The organism is Streptomyces sp. NPDC001606, assembly GCF_053596835.1.
Window position 1 is genome coordinate 305,666 of the sequence record NZ_JBSFHC010000001.1, and the last position, 16,042, is coordinate 321,707.

General features: G+C 72.6%; 15 protein-coding genes. 6 read left to right on the forward strand and 9 right to left on the reverse strand.

All coding sequences use genetic code 11. From position 1 onward, the window contains the following. Nucleotides 1-186: 186 nt before the first annotated feature. Entirely contained in the window at nucleotides 187-1,437 is a 1,251-nt protein-coding gene (locus ACWCV9_RS01440; RefSeq protein WP_450783581.1) for an MFS transporter, read from the forward strand. Between the two features lie 383 nt (nucleotides 1,438-1,820). Here ACWCV9_RS01440 and ACWCV9_RS01445 read toward each other — a convergent pair whose 3' ends face one another. From ACWCV9_RS01445 to ACWCV9_RS01455, 3 genes are read right to left on the reverse strand one after another with little or no spacing between them, the layout of a single operon-like run. Continuing rightward, nucleotides 1,821-2,552, reverse strand: coding sequence for a metallophosphoesterase family protein (locus ACWCV9_RS01445; RefSeq protein WP_450783583.1), 732 nt, complete (start codon nucleotides 2,550-2,552; stop codon nucleotides 1,821-1,823). Next, the gene (locus tag ACWCV9_RS01450) at nucleotides 2,549-2,827 is read right to left on the reverse strand and encodes a BON domain-containing protein (RefSeq protein ID WP_385842591.1); all 279 of its coding nucleotides are present in this window, start codon (nucleotides 2,825-2,827) and stop codon (nucleotides 2,549-2,551) included. The genes ACWCV9_RS01445 and ACWCV9_RS01450 overlap by 4 nt, the downstream gene beginning before the upstream one ends. Beyond that, on the reverse strand, nucleotides 2,824-3,510 hold the full coding sequence (locus ACWCV9_RS01455; protein WP_450783585.1) for a hypothetical protein: 687 nt from the start codon (nucleotides 3,508-3,510) through the stop codon (nucleotides 2,824-2,826). Before ACWCV9_RS01455 ends, ACWCV9_RS01450 begins: the two co-directional genes overlap by 4 nt. 165 nt (nucleotides 3,511-3,675) lie before the next feature. On the opposite strand from ACWCV9_RS01455, the gene ACWCV9_RS01460 reads away from it, so the two are divergent. Together ACWCV9_RS01460 and ACWCV9_RS01465 are read left to right on the forward strand one after the other, a co-directional pair. Next, nucleotides 3,676-4,788: a PP2C family protein-serine/threonine phosphatase gene (locus tag ACWCV9_RS01460; RefSeq protein WP_450783587.1), complete on the forward strand. Its 1,113-nt coding sequence runs from the start codon at nucleotides 3,676-3,678 to the stop codon at nucleotides 4,786-4,788. A 334-nt stretch (nucleotides 4,789-5,122) separates the two neighbouring features. After that, on the forward strand, nucleotides 5,123-5,974 hold the full coding sequence (locus ACWCV9_RS01465) for an isocitrate lyase/PEP mutase family protein (RefSeq protein ID WP_450783589.1): 852 nt from the start codon (nucleotides 5,123-5,125) through the stop codon (nucleotides 5,972-5,974). Between the two features lie 174 nt (nucleotides 5,975-6,148). Here ACWCV9_RS01465 and ACWCV9_RS01470 read toward each other — a convergent pair whose 3' ends face one another. Continuing rightward, entirely contained in the window at nucleotides 6,149-6,649 is a 501-nt protein-coding gene (locus ACWCV9_RS01470) for a hypothetical protein (protein WP_450783590.1), read from the reverse strand. Nucleotides 6,650-6,749: 100 nt separating this feature from the next. Then, nucleotides 6,750-7,625 (reverse strand): helix-turn-helix domain-containing protein, encoded by an 876-nt coding sequence (locus tag ACWCV9_RS01475; protein ID WP_450783592.1) that lies wholly within the window; start codon nucleotides 7,623-7,625, stop codon nucleotides 6,750-6,752. Between the two features lie 275 nt (nucleotides 7,626-7,900). Here ACWCV9_RS01475 and ACWCV9_RS01480 point away from each other — a divergent pair, with 275 nt between their 5' ends. The 3 genes from ACWCV9_RS01480 (at nucleotide 7,901) to ACWCV9_RS01490 (ending at nucleotide 10,157) form a co-directional block, all read left to right on the forward strand. Then, nucleotides 7,901-8,170 (forward strand): hypothetical protein, encoded by a 270-nt coding sequence (locus ACWCV9_RS01480; RefSeq protein WP_450783593.1) that lies wholly within the window; start codon nucleotides 7,901-7,903, stop codon nucleotides 8,168-8,170. Nucleotides 8,171-8,579: 409 nt separating this feature from the next. Continuing rightward, nucleotides 8,580-9,236 (forward strand): GNAT family N-acetyltransferase, encoded by a 657-nt coding sequence (locus ACWCV9_RS01485; RefSeq protein WP_450783594.1) that lies wholly within the window; start codon nucleotides 8,580-8,582, stop codon nucleotides 9,234-9,236. A 120-nt stretch (nucleotides 9,237-9,356) separates the two neighbouring features. Continuing rightward, complete coding sequence (locus tag ACWCV9_RS01490; RefSeq protein WP_385842582.1) at nucleotides 9,357-10,157, forward strand: SAM-dependent methyltransferase; 801 nt, start codon at nucleotides 9,357-9,359, stop codon at nucleotides 10,155-10,157. Between the two features lie 19 nt (nucleotides 10,158-10,176). Here the strand turns inward: ACWCV9_RS01490 and ACWCV9_RS01495 are convergent, their stop codons facing one another. The 4 genes from ACWCV9_RS01495 to ACWCV9_RS01510 all read right to left on the reverse strand — a co-directional run bounded on the left by ACWCV9_RS01495 (nucleotide 10,177) and on the right by ACWCV9_RS01510 (nucleotide 15,855). Further along, nucleotides 10,177-11,133 carry an acyl-CoA desaturase gene (locus tag ACWCV9_RS01495; RefSeq protein WP_450783596.1) on the reverse strand — a complete coding sequence of 319 codons (957 nt, stop codon included), beginning with the start codon at nucleotides 11,131-11,133 and terminating at the stop codon, nucleotides 10,177-10,179. Nucleotides 11,134-11,157: 24 nt separating this feature from the next. Beyond that, complete coding sequence (locus tag ACWCV9_RS01500) at nucleotides 11,158-12,414, reverse strand: beta-ketoacyl-[acyl-carrier-protein] synthase family protein (protein WP_450783598.1); 1,257 nt, start codon at nucleotides 12,412-12,414, stop codon at nucleotides 11,158-11,160. Between the two features lie 237 nt (nucleotides 12,415-12,651). Then, nucleotides 12,652-13,368, reverse strand: coding sequence for a GH12 family glycosyl hydrolase domain-containing protein (locus tag ACWCV9_RS01505; protein ID WP_450783600.1), 717 nt, complete (start codon nucleotides 13,366-13,368; stop codon nucleotides 12,652-12,654). A gap of 135 nt (nucleotides 13,369-13,503) precedes the next feature. Beyond that, nucleotides 13,504-15,855 carry a xyloglucanase gene (locus ACWCV9_RS01510; protein WP_450783602.1) on the reverse strand — a complete coding sequence of 784 codons (2,352 nt, stop codon included), beginning with the start codon at nucleotides 15,853-15,855 and terminating at the stop codon, nucleotides 13,504-13,506. Nucleotides 15,856-16,042: the final 187 nt, after the last annotated feature.

Below are 16,042 nucleotides of genomic sequence, written 5' to 3' on the forward strand. Positions count from 1 at the left end.
TGACCAAGGCGGCCCGGACGTGCAGTGCAGCCGGTTCAACGCGGCTCGCCGGTCCCTTCCCCGAGTGTCTCTGGCGAGTGCCCCGCTGTGTCCGCTGCCCCTGCCCTGCCCACGTCCGCGCCCACACCCGCGCCCCGCTCCGCATCCGCCTCGCGTTCGCCCTGGCGGTCCCTGCGCCATCGCGGCATGCGCTGGTGGTCGGCGGCGAACTTCGTCTCCAACGCCGGTACGTGGATGCAGCTCACGGTGCAGAACCTGCTGGTGCTGCACATCACCGGCTCGGCCGCGGCGACCGGGCTGTCGATGTCCGTGCAGGCGGCGCCCGCGCTGTTCGTGAGCCTGCTGGGCGGCGCGGCCGTGGACCGCTGGCCCCGGAAGCTGACGGTCACCGTCAGCCAGGCCCTGCTCGGCGCGGTGGCCTTCGTCACGGCGCTGCTGGTGGCGCTGGACCGGATCGACATGCCGGCGCTGCTGGTGCTGGCCGCCGTGACCGGTGTCATCGCCACCGTCGACGGACCGGCGTGCGCCCTGCTCGGCAACGATCTCGTGCCGGTGGAGGACGTGCCGTCCGCGATCGGCGTGGGCGCCCTCGTGCACAGCGCGGGCCGGCTCGCCGGTACGGCGCTCGCGGGCGTGACCGTCGGTTTCCTCGGCACGGGCGCCGCGTACGCCGCCAACGGGCTGTCGTTCCTGTTCGTGGCGTCGGTGGTGCCCTTCCTGCGGCCCGTCCGCGGGGGTGCCGAGCAGCCGGCGGCCGAGGCGTCGGCCGTGCCGGCACCCGCGGAGATGACGGTACGGGAGGGGCTGCGCTTCTTCGTGCGCCGGCCGCGGCTGGTGGCCCTCGCCGGGATCACGGGGCTCAGCTCGGTCTTCGGCCGCAACTACGGCCTGACCCTGGCCGTTCTCGTCACCGGGCCGCTCGCGGGTGGCGCCGGGGCGTTCGGCACGGTCTCCACGGTGCTGGCCGTCGGCGGGATCCTCGGCGCGGTCCTCGGCGCCCGGCTGCGCCGGCCGTCCGTGCGGACCGTGGGCCTGCTCGCCGCCGCGGGGGCGCTGCTCCAGGTGGTGGCGGGGCTCTCGCCGTCGCTGGCGGTGCTGCTGGTCCTGGTGCTGCCGATGGCCGTCGTGGAGTCGGTCTCGGACACCGCCGGTACGGCCGTGCTCCAGACCGATCCGCCCGCGCATCTGCGGGGCCGGGTGCTCGGGGTGTGGAGCAGCGTCGGCACGGTGTGGAGCCTCGGCGGGCCGCCGGCGCTGGGTCTGCTCATGGAGTGGGCGGGGGCCCGTGGCGCGCTGGTCGCGGGCGGTCTGGTGATCGCCGGGTCGATCGGCGCGGGGTTGCTGGTCCGGCGCCGCCGGGAGGCACTGCCGGTGGCCCCGCTGACCGCGCGGGACGGCGACCTGACCGGCCGGGAAGCGCTGGGCACGGCCGCCTGACCGGCCTCCTCGTCCTTGCCCGGCCGACCTGACCGACCTCTTCGTCCTTGCGCGGCCGACCTCACCGACCTCTCCGCCCTTGCGCGGCCGACCTCACCGATCTCTCGGCCGCGCCGCCAATCGTCAGCCCCGCCTCTCGGGCCCCGTCCACCCGGTCCGATCGGCCCCTCCACCTTGCCGGGTCGGTCTGGCCGGCCCCTCAGCCCGGCCGGGTTGGCCTGACCGGCGTGTCGGTCCTGCCCGGGCGCCCTGACCGGCGCTTCCGGCCCTCTCTGACCGGCCTCACCCACCTCTCGGCCCCGCCCCGCCGGTCCGCCCGACCTCTCGACCTCCGGTCGGCCTCATCACCCTGCCAGCCCTCCCCCGCCGACCCAACAGGCCCCTCAGCCCTCCCCCGTCGGCAGGTGGTACACGTGGAAGGCCTGGCCGATCACCGGTTGGGCGACGTTGCGGACCCGGACGCCGCCGCTCGTCATGCCGTGTTCGGTGCCGGCGTGGGCATGGCCGTGCACGGCGAGGTCGGCGCCGGCGGTGTCGATCGCCTCGGCGAGCAGATAGCTACCGAGGAAGGGGTAGATCTCCGGGGGCTCGCCGGCCAGGGTGTCCGGCACCGGGGAGAAGTGGGTCAGGGCGATCCGGACGTCGCAGCCCCACTCGTCCAGCTCCTTCAGCGCGCCGTACAGACTGTCGGCGCACCGCCGGGTGTGACGGACGAACTCCTTCATCAGCGGCTCGCCGAACTCCCCGGCGCAGCGTCCGACGAAGCCTCCGCCGAACCCCTTGGTCCCGGCGACGCCGATCGTGGCCCCGTCGGCGGCGACGGTGACGGCCTGGCCTTCCAGGACATGGGCGCCGGCGTCCCGGAGGATCGCGCTGACCTCCTCGGGCCGCTCGTCGTGGTGGTCGTGGTTGCCCAGGACGGCGACGACCGGGACACCGAGGTCCTTGATCTCCCGGGCGACGACCCGGGCCTCCTCCGTGGTGCCGTGCCGGGTCAGGTCGCCGGCGAGCAGCAGGATGTCCGCGCACTCGGGCAGCCTCTCGAAGGAGGGGCGCAGCGCGCCCTGGCTCTCGGGGCCCATGTGGATGTCGCCGACGGCCGCGACGCGGATCATGTCAGGTCCTCCCCGTGGTCGGGCGAGGAGGTGCCGGCGACCATGAGGTCGCAGTGCACCGGATGCCCCGCCAGCTCCTCGCGGGCCATGTGCAGAATCTCGTCCCGGCACTGGGTGGAGGGCACCGTGCCGGTGAGCAGTACGGCGTCGCCGCGCAGTTCCAGCCGTACGCCGAGTTCGCCGAGCGGTCCGGCGGCCAGGTGGTCGGCGAGGTGGGCGACGCGGTAGTCCAGGTTCCCGGCCTCCGGCGGGGGCGACGGGCTTGCCTCGGTCATGGCTGCCCCTCCTGGGGGTCGATGACGTTCAGCTGTTCGAGCAGGAAGAGGAAGGCGGCCGGCATGGGCTGCCCGCCACAGGCGGCCCGTACCTCGTCCCAGTCGACCTTCTCGCGGACGGCGCGGGCCACGGGCAGCACCGCCCCGAAGTCGCAGTAGTGCTCCGAGAAGGCGCTGAGCAGGCTGTGGATCAGATCGGTCGGGGACAGCACGGGCATCAGCACGGAGTCGACCGGCAGGACGTGGGCGCGGGCGAGCAGGTCCTTGCTGACCGGCTGGTGGGCCAGCGCGAAGATGATGTCGACGTTCGCACCCCGGCAGGTGGTCTTGATCAGCCAGTCCTCCGGCGGGGTGCGGATGGGCAGGCCGGCCTCGCGCAGGGTGGCGGCCACCGCCTCGGCGTCCTCGGGCAGGACGCAGAAGTCCGCGTCGTGCTGGAGGTAGCGGCTGCCGCCGTGGGCGTACACGGCCACGCTGCCGGCCAGGGCGAAGGGGTGGCCGGCCCGTTTGAGCAGCGCGCCGATCTGCTTGGCGGCCTCCAGGATGGCCTGGCTGCGGTCCTGCGGCAGCTCCGGGGTGTCCGGCGGGGGTGCGGCCGACCGGTCGGGCCCGTCCGCGGCGAGGCGGAGTTCGGTGACCTCCGGACGCCGGACCGGCGCGGACTCCTCCCCGTTGTGTGTCATGGGTTCTCCATTCACGGCACTCTGCGGCCCCGCACGGCCGGGGCCGCTCCGGGGAGGTACGGGTACCCGGCGGGCCCGCACCGACACGGCGCGCACGGGTGGCAGAGGGAGCGGCACGCGCGGGGCGAGTGGCCGGGCGCCGGGGCCGGGAGCACGCTGGAAGGCATGAGGCCCCGCGCGCTGCTGCTGTTCCCGGTGGTGCTCATCGTGGTGATCACCGCGGTGGATGTGCAGGCGCCGGTCAATGTCCATCTCGGCCCGGCTCTGGTGATCGCCCCCGCGCTGACGCTGTCGTTCGCCGGGCCGCGGACCACCGCGGCCATCGGGGGGCTCGCGCTGGCCGCGCAGATCCTGATCGGGGTCACCCATGGCGGGGTGAGCACCGAGAACCACGTGGTGCAGATCATCACGCTCGCGGTGCTGACGATCCTGCTGGTGGTCTACGGCGCGCTGCGTGAGCGCCGGCAGGCGCAGCTGGCGCAGGTCCGTACGGTCGCGGAGGCCGCTCAGCACGTGCTGATGTGGCCGCTGCCCGAGCAGATCGGCCCGCTGCGGATCGCCTCGATCTATCTGGCCGCCGAGGACGAGGCGCAGATCGGCGGTGACCTGTACGCGGCGACCCGGAGCGACAACGCCGTCCGGGTCATGATCGGCGACGTGCGGGGCAAGGGCCTGCCGGCGATCGGGGAGGCGGCGCTGCTGCTCGGCGCGTTCCGGGAGAGTGCGCACCGGCGGATCACCCTGGCGGAGCTGGCCGCCGTACTGGAGCAGAGCATCACCCGGTACGCGGCCGATCTGGACACCCCGGAGGAGATGGGCGAGCGGTTCGCCACCACGCTGCTGGTGGAGATCCCGGACCGGGATCCGGTGACCCGGATGACCAGCTGCGGTCACCCGCCGCCGCTGCTGCTGAGCCCGGGCCATGTGGTGACCGTGCCGAGTCTGCATCCGTCGCCGCCGCTCGGGGTGGAGGCGAGCGACGAGCACACGCTGGACGTGTTCTCCTTCGAGCCGGGTGACACGCTGCTGCTGTACACCGACGGGGTGGTGGAGGCGCGGGACGCCCAGGGGCGGTTCTATCCGCTCGCGGACCGGGTGGCCCGGTGGACCGAGGAGAGTCCCGAGGCGCTGATGCACCATGTGCGGCGGGATCTGCTGCTGCATGTCGGCGGCCGGCTGGACGACGACGCCGCGCTGATCGCGCTGCACCGCACCCGGGTGGAGCGGCGCCGTCATCACGGCCGCGCGAGTAATCACGGCGCCGAACCCCAGGCGTGAAAACGGGTCGACCGGCAGGGGCGGACGCGCCTTTCCGGTCATCCTGTTCCGTCCGTGTCACCGAACCCGGCGGTCACTGCCGTGCATGGAGACACTTCGGGGCGCGGAGGCGGGGCGGAGTCCGGCCATTTCCGTATCGGAAGACCCAAGAGATGGTTGTGATTCGGTAAAGCCGTTCCTTAGTCTGCCGCCGCACCGGACGACACAGGCCGGACGCTCCTTCTGCTGAAGGGCACCCGGCCTGTCCGGTGCGAAGTACACCGCGCGGCCACGGCTTTGGCGGGCAGGGCCGCAGCGGCAGACGACTCACGCAACCGATCCCACGGAGGATACCGTGACCCACCCCAACCGGCTACGCACCGCCATCGGCTCCCCCGGCACCACGCCCCTGATCGGCGTGTTCGACATGTTCTCCGCGTCGGTCGCGGCGCAGCACTACGACGGGATGTTCGTCTCCGGGTTCGGCTTCGCCGCCTCCCACTACGGCCTGCCGGACATCGGCTTCATCGCCTGGCCGGACATCGTCGGCTTCGTGCAGCGCCTGCGGCTGGCGTTCCCGCGCCAGCACCTGCTCGTGGACATCGACGACGGCTACGTCGACCCGGAGACCGCGTGTCACGTCGTACAGAGCCTGGAGGCGGCCGGCGCCTCCGGGGTCATCCTGGAGGACCAGAAGCGGCCGCGGCGGTGCGGGCACGTGGACGGCAAGCAGGTGCTGCCGCTGGAGGAGTACCTGGAGAAGCTCGACATGGTGCTGTCGGCGCGCCGGGAGCTGGTCGTGGTCGCCCGCACCGACGCGACCGAGGAGGACGAGATCCTGCGCCGGGCCAAGGCGCTGGCCGCGACCGACGCCGATGTCGTCCTCGTGGACGGGGTGCGCAGCGTCGACTGGATCCACAAGGTGCGGCGCGTCATCGGTGACAAGCCGCTGCTGTTCAACCAGATCGCCGGCGGCAAGTCGCCCCGGCTGTCGCTGGGCGAGCTGTCCGAACTCGGCGTCGACGTCGCCATCTACAGCACCCCGTGCCTGTTCGCGGCGCAGACCGCCATCGACCGGGCCCTGGTGGAGCTGAAGGAGGCGGACGGCCGGCTGCCGCGGACCGGACCGGACAGTGTCGGTGTCGCGGAGTGCCTGGCGCTGCTGGAGCGGAACATCAGCCGCCACCACGAGCACGTCCCGGCCTGACGCCCGCAGGCGGCCCCGGCTGCCGGGGCCGCCTGTGCATCCCGGCTGCCGGTGTGCCGGGGCCCGGCCGGTGAGCCCCTGCCGCGCCCCCGCTTCCCCTGGGGGCGCGGCCGAGCGGCACGGCGGGCGTGGGCCCCGCCTCGAGTGGGGCGGGGCGGGACCGCACGCCCGCGGTCAGCGGACCGGCTTGAGGTCGGTGATCTTCAGGGTCTTCAGGTCGGACTGGACGTCGATCCGGCTGACCTCGGCGTGCGGCCCGTCGCTCCAGGTCAGGGTGACCCGACTGGTGGCGTGCCCGGCTCCGGAACCGGTGTAGGCGACCTGCCACTTCACCGGCACGTTCTGGGCGAACAGCACGCCGTCGGCGTGCTCCTTGCGTTCGAAGGCGGCCACCTTGTGCTGCGCGGCGGCGGACAGGTAGAAGGCGCGCAGCGCCTTGGCGGCCGGGCCGGCGGACGTGTCATCGGTGGCCCAGACGGCGTCGATGTAGGCGCCGTAGAAGTCGGCGACGTGCTGGGTGACGTTGCGCGCGTCGCCCTGGGCGGAGTGGGCGACTGCGGCGTGGGCGGGCCGGCTCTCGGTGGTCCTCGCGAGCGCCGGTGTCACGGCGGTCAGGGCCAGGCCGGCGGTGAGGGCGGTGGCGGTGAGCAGGGTCTTGCGGCTGGGCATGGACATGCTTCTGTTCCCCCGTGATACGTCGCGACCGGGTCGCTCCCGGCCGTCGGCGGAACCTAAGACCGTATTTCCACGAGCCCGGTTGCGTCGCTTTTCGGCCTCACACCTCCTTGCGCAGCGCCTCGAGGAGGGGCTCGGTGCGGCGGGCGGGCTCGGCCTGGGCGCCCAGCCGGTCCAGCGCCTCGCGGTACACCACGACCTCGTCGGCCTTGTCCAGATAGACCGCGCCGACCAGCCCGCTGAGGTAGACGACGTCGGGCAGTTCGCGGGCGCGGAACCGGAAGAGGTGGTACGCGCCGGCGGTCAGCGCGGGATGCGGTCCGTTGGCGAACGGCATGAGCTGCAGGGTGACATGGGGCAGCCGGCCGACGTCGATGAGATGGCCGATCTGCGCCCGCATCACCTCGGGGCCGCCCACCGGCCGGCGCAGCGCGGTCTCGTCCATCACCACCCACAGCCGCGGCGGCCCTTCCCGGGCCAGCAGCCGCTGTCGGCGCAGCCGCAGTGCCAGCCGCCGTTCCGTCTCCTCCGCCGACGCGTGCGGATGACCGGCGGTCAGCAGGGCGCGGGCGTAGTCCTCGGTCTGCAACAGGCCGTGCACGAACTGGTTCTCGTACGCGCGGATCTGCAACGCCGCCTGTTCCAGGCTGAGATAGGCGGCGAACCAGTCGGCCATCACATCGCGGTACGTGTGCCACCAGCCGCGTTTGTTGGCCTCGCGCACGGACTCGAGGAAGGTGTCGATCTCCCCCTGGTCGGTGACGCCGTAGACCCGGAGCAGTTTCTCGGCGTCCGCGAGCCGTAGCCGGGCCACCTTCGCGGCCTCCATGCGGCGGATGGTGGAGTGGCTGACGCCGATGGCCGTACCCGCCTCGGCGTAGCTGAGGCCGGCTCGGTTGCGCAGTTCCTCCAGCCGGCGGCCGAGGATCATGCGCAGGACGGACGGGGCACCGCCCCAGTCGGTCTCCGCGGTCATGCCCCAACCCCCTCACCGGTGTCAGGCTCAGCCTGCCACGCGACCGCGCCCGTCGGTGATGCGATCGCGTCCTGGCTGAAGCATGCATGTGGCTATTTGCAAATTTCAACTTGCTGGTTGCGGTCTGTTGTTGGCTGGTGTCACAGTGGATGCACTGCTCCGGCCGGCCAGGAGCAGGCGAGCGGCCGGCAGAACCGACACCCCGAGTTCACCCCCACCCCGCACGGCCCGGACTGCAACCCCCGCACGCGAGGCCGGACGAAAGGCGCACAGCGATGGCTCTGCCCTCCCTCCACCGACCGTACGGACCACCCGGAGGCGAGCGCCTCGGTCGACTCCCTGGGCCCAACGGCCTCGACCGGCTCGCCTCCGGGACCCCGTGCCCCGGCCCGGCCGCCGCCCGAGTGGTGCCGGCGAAGCTGCGCGCGGATGCGGTGTTCGCCGCCTCCGAGCCGGTCACCGACGCGGTGGCGGACACGGTCGGCAGCGGCCGGGGCATGCCGTCGATACCCGGCCGGGCGGTGGCGCCGGCCGTGCGCAGCTGACCACGCCGCCCGGCGCGCCGGGCCCGCACGGCACGACCACGACCCCGTCGGAACCCCCGCCGTACCGCGGGCGGTTCCGCGGCATCACCGGCGTCTCCACCCCCCTACCGGCACAGCGCGGCATCCGCCCCGCGCCGGACCGGGACCATCCCCCCACTCCTGCGAAGGATCTCCATGCACCGCATCACCCCCGTCTCCGGATCGGCCGCCGACCCGTCCTGGACCAGCCGGCCCAAGCCCGGCTCGCAGGAGCGGGCCGGCTGACCCGCGCGCGCCGGGCTCCCCGCACGCCCCCGCAGTCCCGATCCCCGGTAGATTCACCGCCGGTGCGGGAAGTCCGTGCCCGACGGCGGTCCGTCATCCGTACGGATTCCGGGTCGCCGCGTTCACCGTTCGGCCGGGGGCATTCGTGGTGTGGTCGCTCATCCGCCGGGTGCGGTCGAGGTCCGCGCTGCCGGTCCCGGGGCGGTGCGGGCCGGGCCGGCATGTCCTGGCCACGGAACGGCTGTTGCTGTTCACGCCGCGCCACCGGCTCGACGTGGCGGCGGTGCTCGCCGCGGGCGCGGACGCCGCGGCGCAGCGCTGGCTCGGCACCCGCGCGGACCAGGTACTGCCCGACCCGGCCGGCCGGCGCTCGCTGCTCGCGTGGCGTCCCGCCGGGGACGACGGCCGCAGGCTGCCGCGGCAGCTGGCCGTGCCGTATGTCCCGGACCGCAGCGGGGCGTTGCTGCTGGTCTGCGTCCGCAGCTCCGACCTGAGCTATGCCGGAGGGCTCGAACTCGACCCGGACCGGGGCGAGATGGGCGGCTGGCTGGCGCCGGGCTGCCGTGGCCAGGGGCTGGGCGCCGAGCTGTTCGGCGCCGGCGCGGTCCTCGCCCACACCCACGCCGGACTGGCCCGGATCCGGGCCGGCGCCGAACCGGGGAACGCCGCGAGCCTGGGCGCCCTGGCCCGGGCCGGCTTCGTGCCGGACACCGGGCCGCCCCGGCACACCCTGCCCGACGGCCGGGTGGTGGACGCGGTCTGGGTACGGCACGACAGCACGGCGGTCCGCCACTGCCGCTGACCGGCAACTGCCGCCGAACACCCGGAGAAGACCGCCCCGCCGGCAAGAGCAGCCGCCTCCTCGACGACAACCAACCGCCCTCTCAGCGAGAACACCCATCCTCGACCACGGAGACCCGACGTGACAGACACCGGATTCAGCCCGGACCGGATCGACACCAGCAAGCCGCACTCCGCCCGCATGTACGACTGGTTCCTGGACGGCAAGGACCACTACCCGGTGGACACCGAGGCGGCGGAGCAGGTGCTGGCGTTCTACCCGGGCGCGAAGGACACGGCCTGGGCCAACCGCGAGTTCATGCACCGGGCCGCCCGCTTCGTCGCCCGCCAGGGCGTCGACCAGTTCCTGGACGTGGGCACCGGCATCCCCACCGAGCCGAACCTGCACCAGGTCGTCCAGTCCGTCGTGCCGGCCGCCCGGGTGGTGTACGCGGACAACGACCCGATCGTGCTGCGGCACGCCGAGGCCCTGCTCCAGGGCACCCCGGAGGGCCGTACCGCCTATGTGCACGCCGATGTCCGCGAGCCGGAGCAGATCGTGGCGTTCGCCCGGGAGCATCTGGACCTGACCCGGCCCGTGGGCCTGTCGCTGGTCGCGCTGCTGCCGTTCGTGACGGACGAGCACGACCCGTGGGGTGTCGTACGGACACTGCTGGACCCGCTGCCGTCGGGCAGCTACCTGATGCTGTCCCACGGCGGCTCGGACCTGTTCGACCCGGAGGTGTGGGAGCGGATCGACGCCGTGTACCGCTCCGGGGGCACCCCGGTGCGGTTGCGGTCGCACGCCGAGGTACTGCGGTTCTTCGACGGTCTGGAGCTGTGCGAGCCCGGTGTCGTCCCGGCCACCGACTGGCACCCGGAGCCGGACATGCGGATCCGCGTGCAGCAGCCGCTGTACGGGGGCGTGGCCCGCAAGCCCTGACCGCCGGTCCGGCGGCACTTCACCCGGGCGGCGCGGTGGGTGCGTCGGGGGCCTGGCGCCGCCCGGCCACCCGCTGCCGGTCCGGCCAGCGCACGTCGTAGGCCCAGCCGAGGCGTTCGAACCAGCGGATCAGCCGGGCGCTCGCGTCCAGCTGGCCGGTGAGCACACCGTGCCGGGCGCTGGTGGGGTCGGCGTGGTGGAGGTTGTGCCAGGACTCGCCGAAGGACATCGGCGCCAGCCACCAGACGTTGCCCGAGCGGTCCCGGCTGCGGAAGGGCCGGCCGCCGGTGACATGGCAGATGGAGTTGACCGACCAGGTCACATGGTGCACCAGGCAGATGCGGACCAGTCCGGCCCAGAAGAACGCGGTGAGCGCGCCCTGCCAGGACCGGGTCAGTACGGCCCCGAGCAGGGCCGGCAGGGCGATCGAGGCGAGGACCAGCAGCCCGAACCGCCGGGAGATCAGCATCAGCGCGCGGTCCCGGACGAGGTCGGGCGCGTACTGCCGGGGTGAGGCGTGCTCGGTCTCGAAGAGCCAGCCGACATGGGCGTAGAGCATGCCCTTGGCGAGGGCGAGGGCGTTGCGGCCGTAGCGCCAGGGCGAGTGCGGGTCGCCGTCCCGGTCGGAGAACTTGTGGTGCTTGCGGTGGTCGGCCACCCAGGTGATCAGCGGGCCCTGCACGGCGAGGCTGCCGGCGAGGGCGAGCGCGATCCTGAGCGGCCTGCGTGCCTTGAACGAGCCGTGGGTGAAGTGCCGGTGGAAGCCGACCGTGATGCCGAGCCCGCTGACCAGGTAGCAGACGACGGCGAGCACGAGGTCGACGGGGCCGAGCCCGTGCCGCCAGGCCAGCGGCACGGCGGCGAGCAGGGCGAGGAAGGGTACGGCGACGAAGACGCCGACCATCAGCTGCTCACCGGTGGGCCAGGAGCGTGTGCCGCCTGCCAGGGAGGTGGATTCCGAGGACTCCGAGGACATGGATACCTTTTTCCGGGGACGGGTCTACTGGTCGGCGGCGGTGAAGGCGAGGACGGCGTTCTGGCCGCCGAAGCCGAAGGAGTTGCTGAGGGCGGCTCGTATCCGGTGCGGGCGCGGGGCCTTGGCGACGACGTCGAGGTCCATCGCCGGGTCGGGTGTGTCCAGGTTGGCCGTGGGCGGGATCAGCTGATGGCGCAGGGTGAGCACGGTGCAGGCCGCCTCGATGGCGCCGGCACCGCCGATGGCGTGCCCGATGGCGCCCTTGACCGCGGTGACCGGTGGCGGCCGGCGGAAGACCTGGTGCAGCGCGTTGTGCTCGGCCGCGTCTCCCTGCGGGGTGGCGGTGCCGTGCGCGTTGACGTGGTCGATGTCCTCGGCGGCGAGTCCGGCGTCGGCGAGGGCGCCGCGGATGGCGTGGGCGGCGCCGTCGCCGCCGGGGTGCGGGGCGGTGAAGTGGTGGGCGTCGCAGGAGGCGCCGAACCCGGCGAGCAGGGCGGCGGGGCGTGCGCCGCGGGCGCGGGCGTCCTCGGTGCGCTCCAGGACGAGCACGGCCGCGCCCTCGCCGAGGACGAAACCGTCGCGGTCGCGGTCGAACGGCCGGGAGGCGTTCTCCGGGCTGTCCGAGCGGCGGGACAGGGCGCGCATCTGGGCGAAGCAGGCGGCGGTCATCCGCAGCCGGGCCGACTCGCTGCCGCCGGCCAGGACCAGGTCGCAGTGACCGGACAGCAGCCAGTCGCGGGCGACGCCGATCGCGCTGGTGCCGGAGGCGCAGGCGGTGCTGACGACCATGTTGGGGCCGCGGGCGCCGAGGTCGAGGGCGATCTCGGCGGCGGCCATGTTGGGGACGCTGCGCGGCAGGGCCAGCGGTGAGACGCGTTCGGGTGTGTGCTCGGCGAGCCGGTCGAACTCGGCCTGCCAGCTCTGCATGGACCCGGTGCCCACGCCTATCACCACGCCGACGCGCGTGTCGTCCCAGGTGTCCGGGGTGAGCCCGGCGTCGGCGGCGGCCTCCCGGGCGGCGAGCAGGGCGAAGGTGGTGAACCGGTCCAGCCGGCGGGCCAGCCGGTGGCCGAGTGCTCCGGTCGCGTCCAGCTCGGGCACCTGGCAGGAGAACGCCACGGGCAGCCCGGTGAGGGCGGGGTCGGCGGTGGCGGTGGAGAGCCCGGCGCACAGCCCGGCCCAGGCCGCCTCGCGGCCGACGCCCGCCGGGGTGACCAGTCCCAGTCCGGTGACGGCGACGGGGGCGCGCCGCGCGCGGCGTTGTGCTGTCACGAGCTGCATGGACCGTGATTATTCGGGCTTCCGGTGCCGGTGCCGGGCCGCGACAACTCGATCGGTCCAGACGGAGGGTGCGCTGCCACCCGGATGCGCGAATCGCGTTGACGAACGGTCAGTGCCGGTCGGCGCTGTCCGGGTGGATTCTGTGTGCAGTCCGAGCGTGTTGCGGTCGGCGATGCCGCGTGTGGTCCCCGGGCCGCCCGACTCTCCGCACGGAGAGTCGGGCGGCTGGTGGGGGCGTCAGAAGCCCACGGCTCCCCAGGAGTGAGCGGTGTAGTCACCCGGCCCGAATTCCCAGCCGGCCATGACGCTGTTGAGGTAGTGGTCGCCGGTGTAGAAACCCCTGTTCAGACCGTAGTTGAAGAACGGGGTGAGGCTGCCGGACCACCAGCCGGACCTGCTCCTGTCCAGGAAGCTGAGGGTGTGGCCGCCGTTGCTCCAGGTGTACTCGTAGATGTCCCAGCTGCGGCCGCCCAGGCTGACGTTGGTCGCGGCCGGGACCGCGTTGCCGTTCGCGTCGTAGTGGTCGGCCAGCGGCTTGGCGTTGTACCAGTTGAGCCAGATCATCAGCTCGGTCTTGGAGTTGCGGTCGGTCGGCGCGGGGTAGGGGTCGATGAAGATGTCGTACGTGGCGTCGTAGTACGAGCCGGACTTCGGGTAGGCGGACTGGCTGAACCAGGTGGTGTTGTTGGGGCTGACGTCGCGGATCTTCTTGGGGAGTGTGGTCACCGGGGACGTCCAGCCCCAGTCCTTGCCGTCGACCATGGCGACGAAGCCGGTGCCGGTGGAGGAGTTCACGCCCCAGTTGTTGTCGTCGCTGTACCACGTCGAGGCGTTGCCGCCGGTCGCGTAGTACTTGAACCAGTACGTCGAAGACGCTGCCGCTGCCGAGTTCGGCAGGTCGAAGACGAGGGCGAGAGCCGCAAGAAGCGCGGCCCAGCCGATGCGGAATTTCATCAGCCCTCCGGAATGTGTGCTGAGTGGGGGGTCACACAGGAGGGGAGAAATCGGTCGGCCTGCCGTGGGGGCAGGGCTACGTCGGTCTCCCCCTCGGGACGGCGGGTGCGGAGCGAGGCGGCCGGGCGCCGAACCTCACCGGGGATCGCCGTAGACGACTCCGCGGCCGTTGGTCCCGAAGTAGACGCGGCCGAAGACCCGGGGGTCTCCGGTCATGGTGTTGCCGGTCCAGGCGTACTGGTGGCGGTCGTCGTTGATGCGGGTCCAGGTCCGGCCCGCGTCGTCGGACCGGAAGATGCCGCGCACTCCGCGGATCTCGGAGCTGGTGTACACGGCGGGGTACGTGGCGCCGGGTGCGGCCTTGCCGAATCCGACGACGTCGCCCTCGTCCACGGCGTCGAACCTGGTGAAGGACGTTCCGGAGTCGGTCGAGCGCCACAGCCCGTACGGTGTGGGGGTGGTGGGCTTGTCGGTGCCGCCGGCCAGCCAGATGTCGCCTTCGTGGCCCGGTACCGGCTTGAACCGGACGTTCCCCGCGGTGGGCAGACCGGTCGCCGCCGTGGCCGTGAAGCTCTTGCCGCCGTCCGTGCTGACATAGAAGACGCCGGAGTCGTAGGCGTAGAACTTCGCCGGGTTCACCCGGTCGGAGCGTACGGGAGCCCCGGCCGGCAGCCCCTTCGAAGCCGTCCAGGTCGCTCCGTGGTCGTCGGACCAGCTGACCGGCGCTCCGGCCGGGGACCAGACGATCCGCCTGCCGTCGGCGCTGATGGCGACGGCCTGGTCGTCGACTCCGGGCCCGGTGACGCCGGACGGCTCACTGCGCGACGGTGTCCAGGTGCCGCCGCTGTCGGTGGAGATGGCGAAGTGCTGGGTCCAGCCGCTGGTGGGGTTGCCGACCCGCACGATGGTGTGCGGCGCCAGCTCCGCGAAGTCCAGAGCCGGGGTGCCGCCGAAGGTCGGGCTGTCGTACATCTTCGGCGGCCTGCGGAGATCCGTGTGCCGGAAGCCGCCGACATCGCCCACGCCGGAGAAGAGGTGCGCGGGGCCCACGGGCGGGCTGATCACACACGTGACGGCGGTTTCCTCCAGCCCCTGGGCCCGCACGGAGAGGTGCACCGTGCCGCCGCGGTCCCAGTCCGTCAGGTTGTCCGCGCCGTAGATCGTTGCGCCGGTTCCGTACATGAAGCGGTCGGAGTCGAAGGGGTCGATCTGGACCGACTCCATCATCCAGCCCAGCTTGGGAGCCATCTCCGGCAGCGACGGCGAGGCGTTCCAGGTCAGCCAGGGGGCGTCGGAGATGTCGATGTCGTAGCGCAGGGTGCGCTCGGAGTTCGCGCCCAGGTCCCATATGCGGGTCCAGTTCGCGCCGCCGTCGGTGGAGCGGAACAGGAGGCAGTCGGGGTACCACTTGACCTGGGTGGACACCATCAGGGTGGCCGGGTTCTGCCGGTCGATGGTCAGGCCGCTGTAACCGTACTGGTTGTCGTCGCTGGTGGAGGGGACCGGGCTGATGCGGGTCCAGGTGTCGGTGGCGGTGTCCAGCTTCCACACGTCGCCCTTGGACCCGTCGTACGGGCCGGCGGTGTTGCTGGTCGCCAGGTACAGATAGCCGCCGACGTGGTCGAAGACCGCGTGGTGCGGGATGAACCCGGTGGGCTGCCCGGGGACGCGTTCCCAGGTCGCTCCCGCGTCGGTCGACCGGTACAGGATGTTGTCCTTGTCGGCGACGGTGACGTAGAGGGTCCGGGTGGCCCTGCCCGCTCTGCCGGTGCGCCGGTCGAAGACGACCTGGAGCACGCCCAGGTTGTCGCCGTTGTAGCCGTCGGGGTCGGTGGGGTCGATGACGAAGTTGCCCGCGTTGGGGAAGCTCGTCACCTTCGCGAAGGACTTGCCGTAGTCGGTGCTGCGCCACAGCCCGTGGCCCCCGCGCACTCCCAGGTAGAGGATCCTGTTGCGGTTCGGGTCGATGACCAGCCGCTCGCCGATGCCCCGGCCGGGCATGTTGCCACCCAGCCGGAAGGGCAGGGGGGTTGTCTTCCAGGTGCGGCCGCGGTCGGTCGAGCGCAGGATCGCCGCCATGCTCGGGTCCCATTCGGGCATGGTGTAGGTGCCCGCCGCCAGGTAGACGCGGTCGGGGTCGACCTCGTCGGTGGCGATACTGATGATGCCGGTGTGTCCGTACTCGTCCCAGCCGATCCAGTCGGTGAGCGGGATCCACCGCCGGGACGCCGTGTCGAGCCGGTAGGCGCCGCCGATGTCGGTACGGGCGTACACCAGTCCGGGTTCGCGCTGGTTGAAGACGATGCCGGGGACGAAGCCGCCGCCGACTATCTCCGCGTTGCGGAAGGTGTAGGGCGTGTGTCCGACCTTCCCAGACGTACGGGTGGGCGCGGCGGAGGCAGCGGAGGGGGCGAGCACAGGGAGGGCGGCCGCGGCCGTGCCGACGGCCAGCAGTCCTCGCCGGGAGAGGCGCGGGGCAGGGTGCATGGCGGGTCCTGGCCTTTCGGGTGCGGGTCCGTAGGTGCGGCCCTTCGTTCGAATCGATGCGCTTCGACGTCCGGTGACAGTAGGACCGCGTAACCGGACACGACAACGGGCCGTTAGGTAACGTTCCGGTAACTGACGCGCTCGAATCGACTGAAGGCACGGCCTCCCATGTGGCCTTTCCGCACCT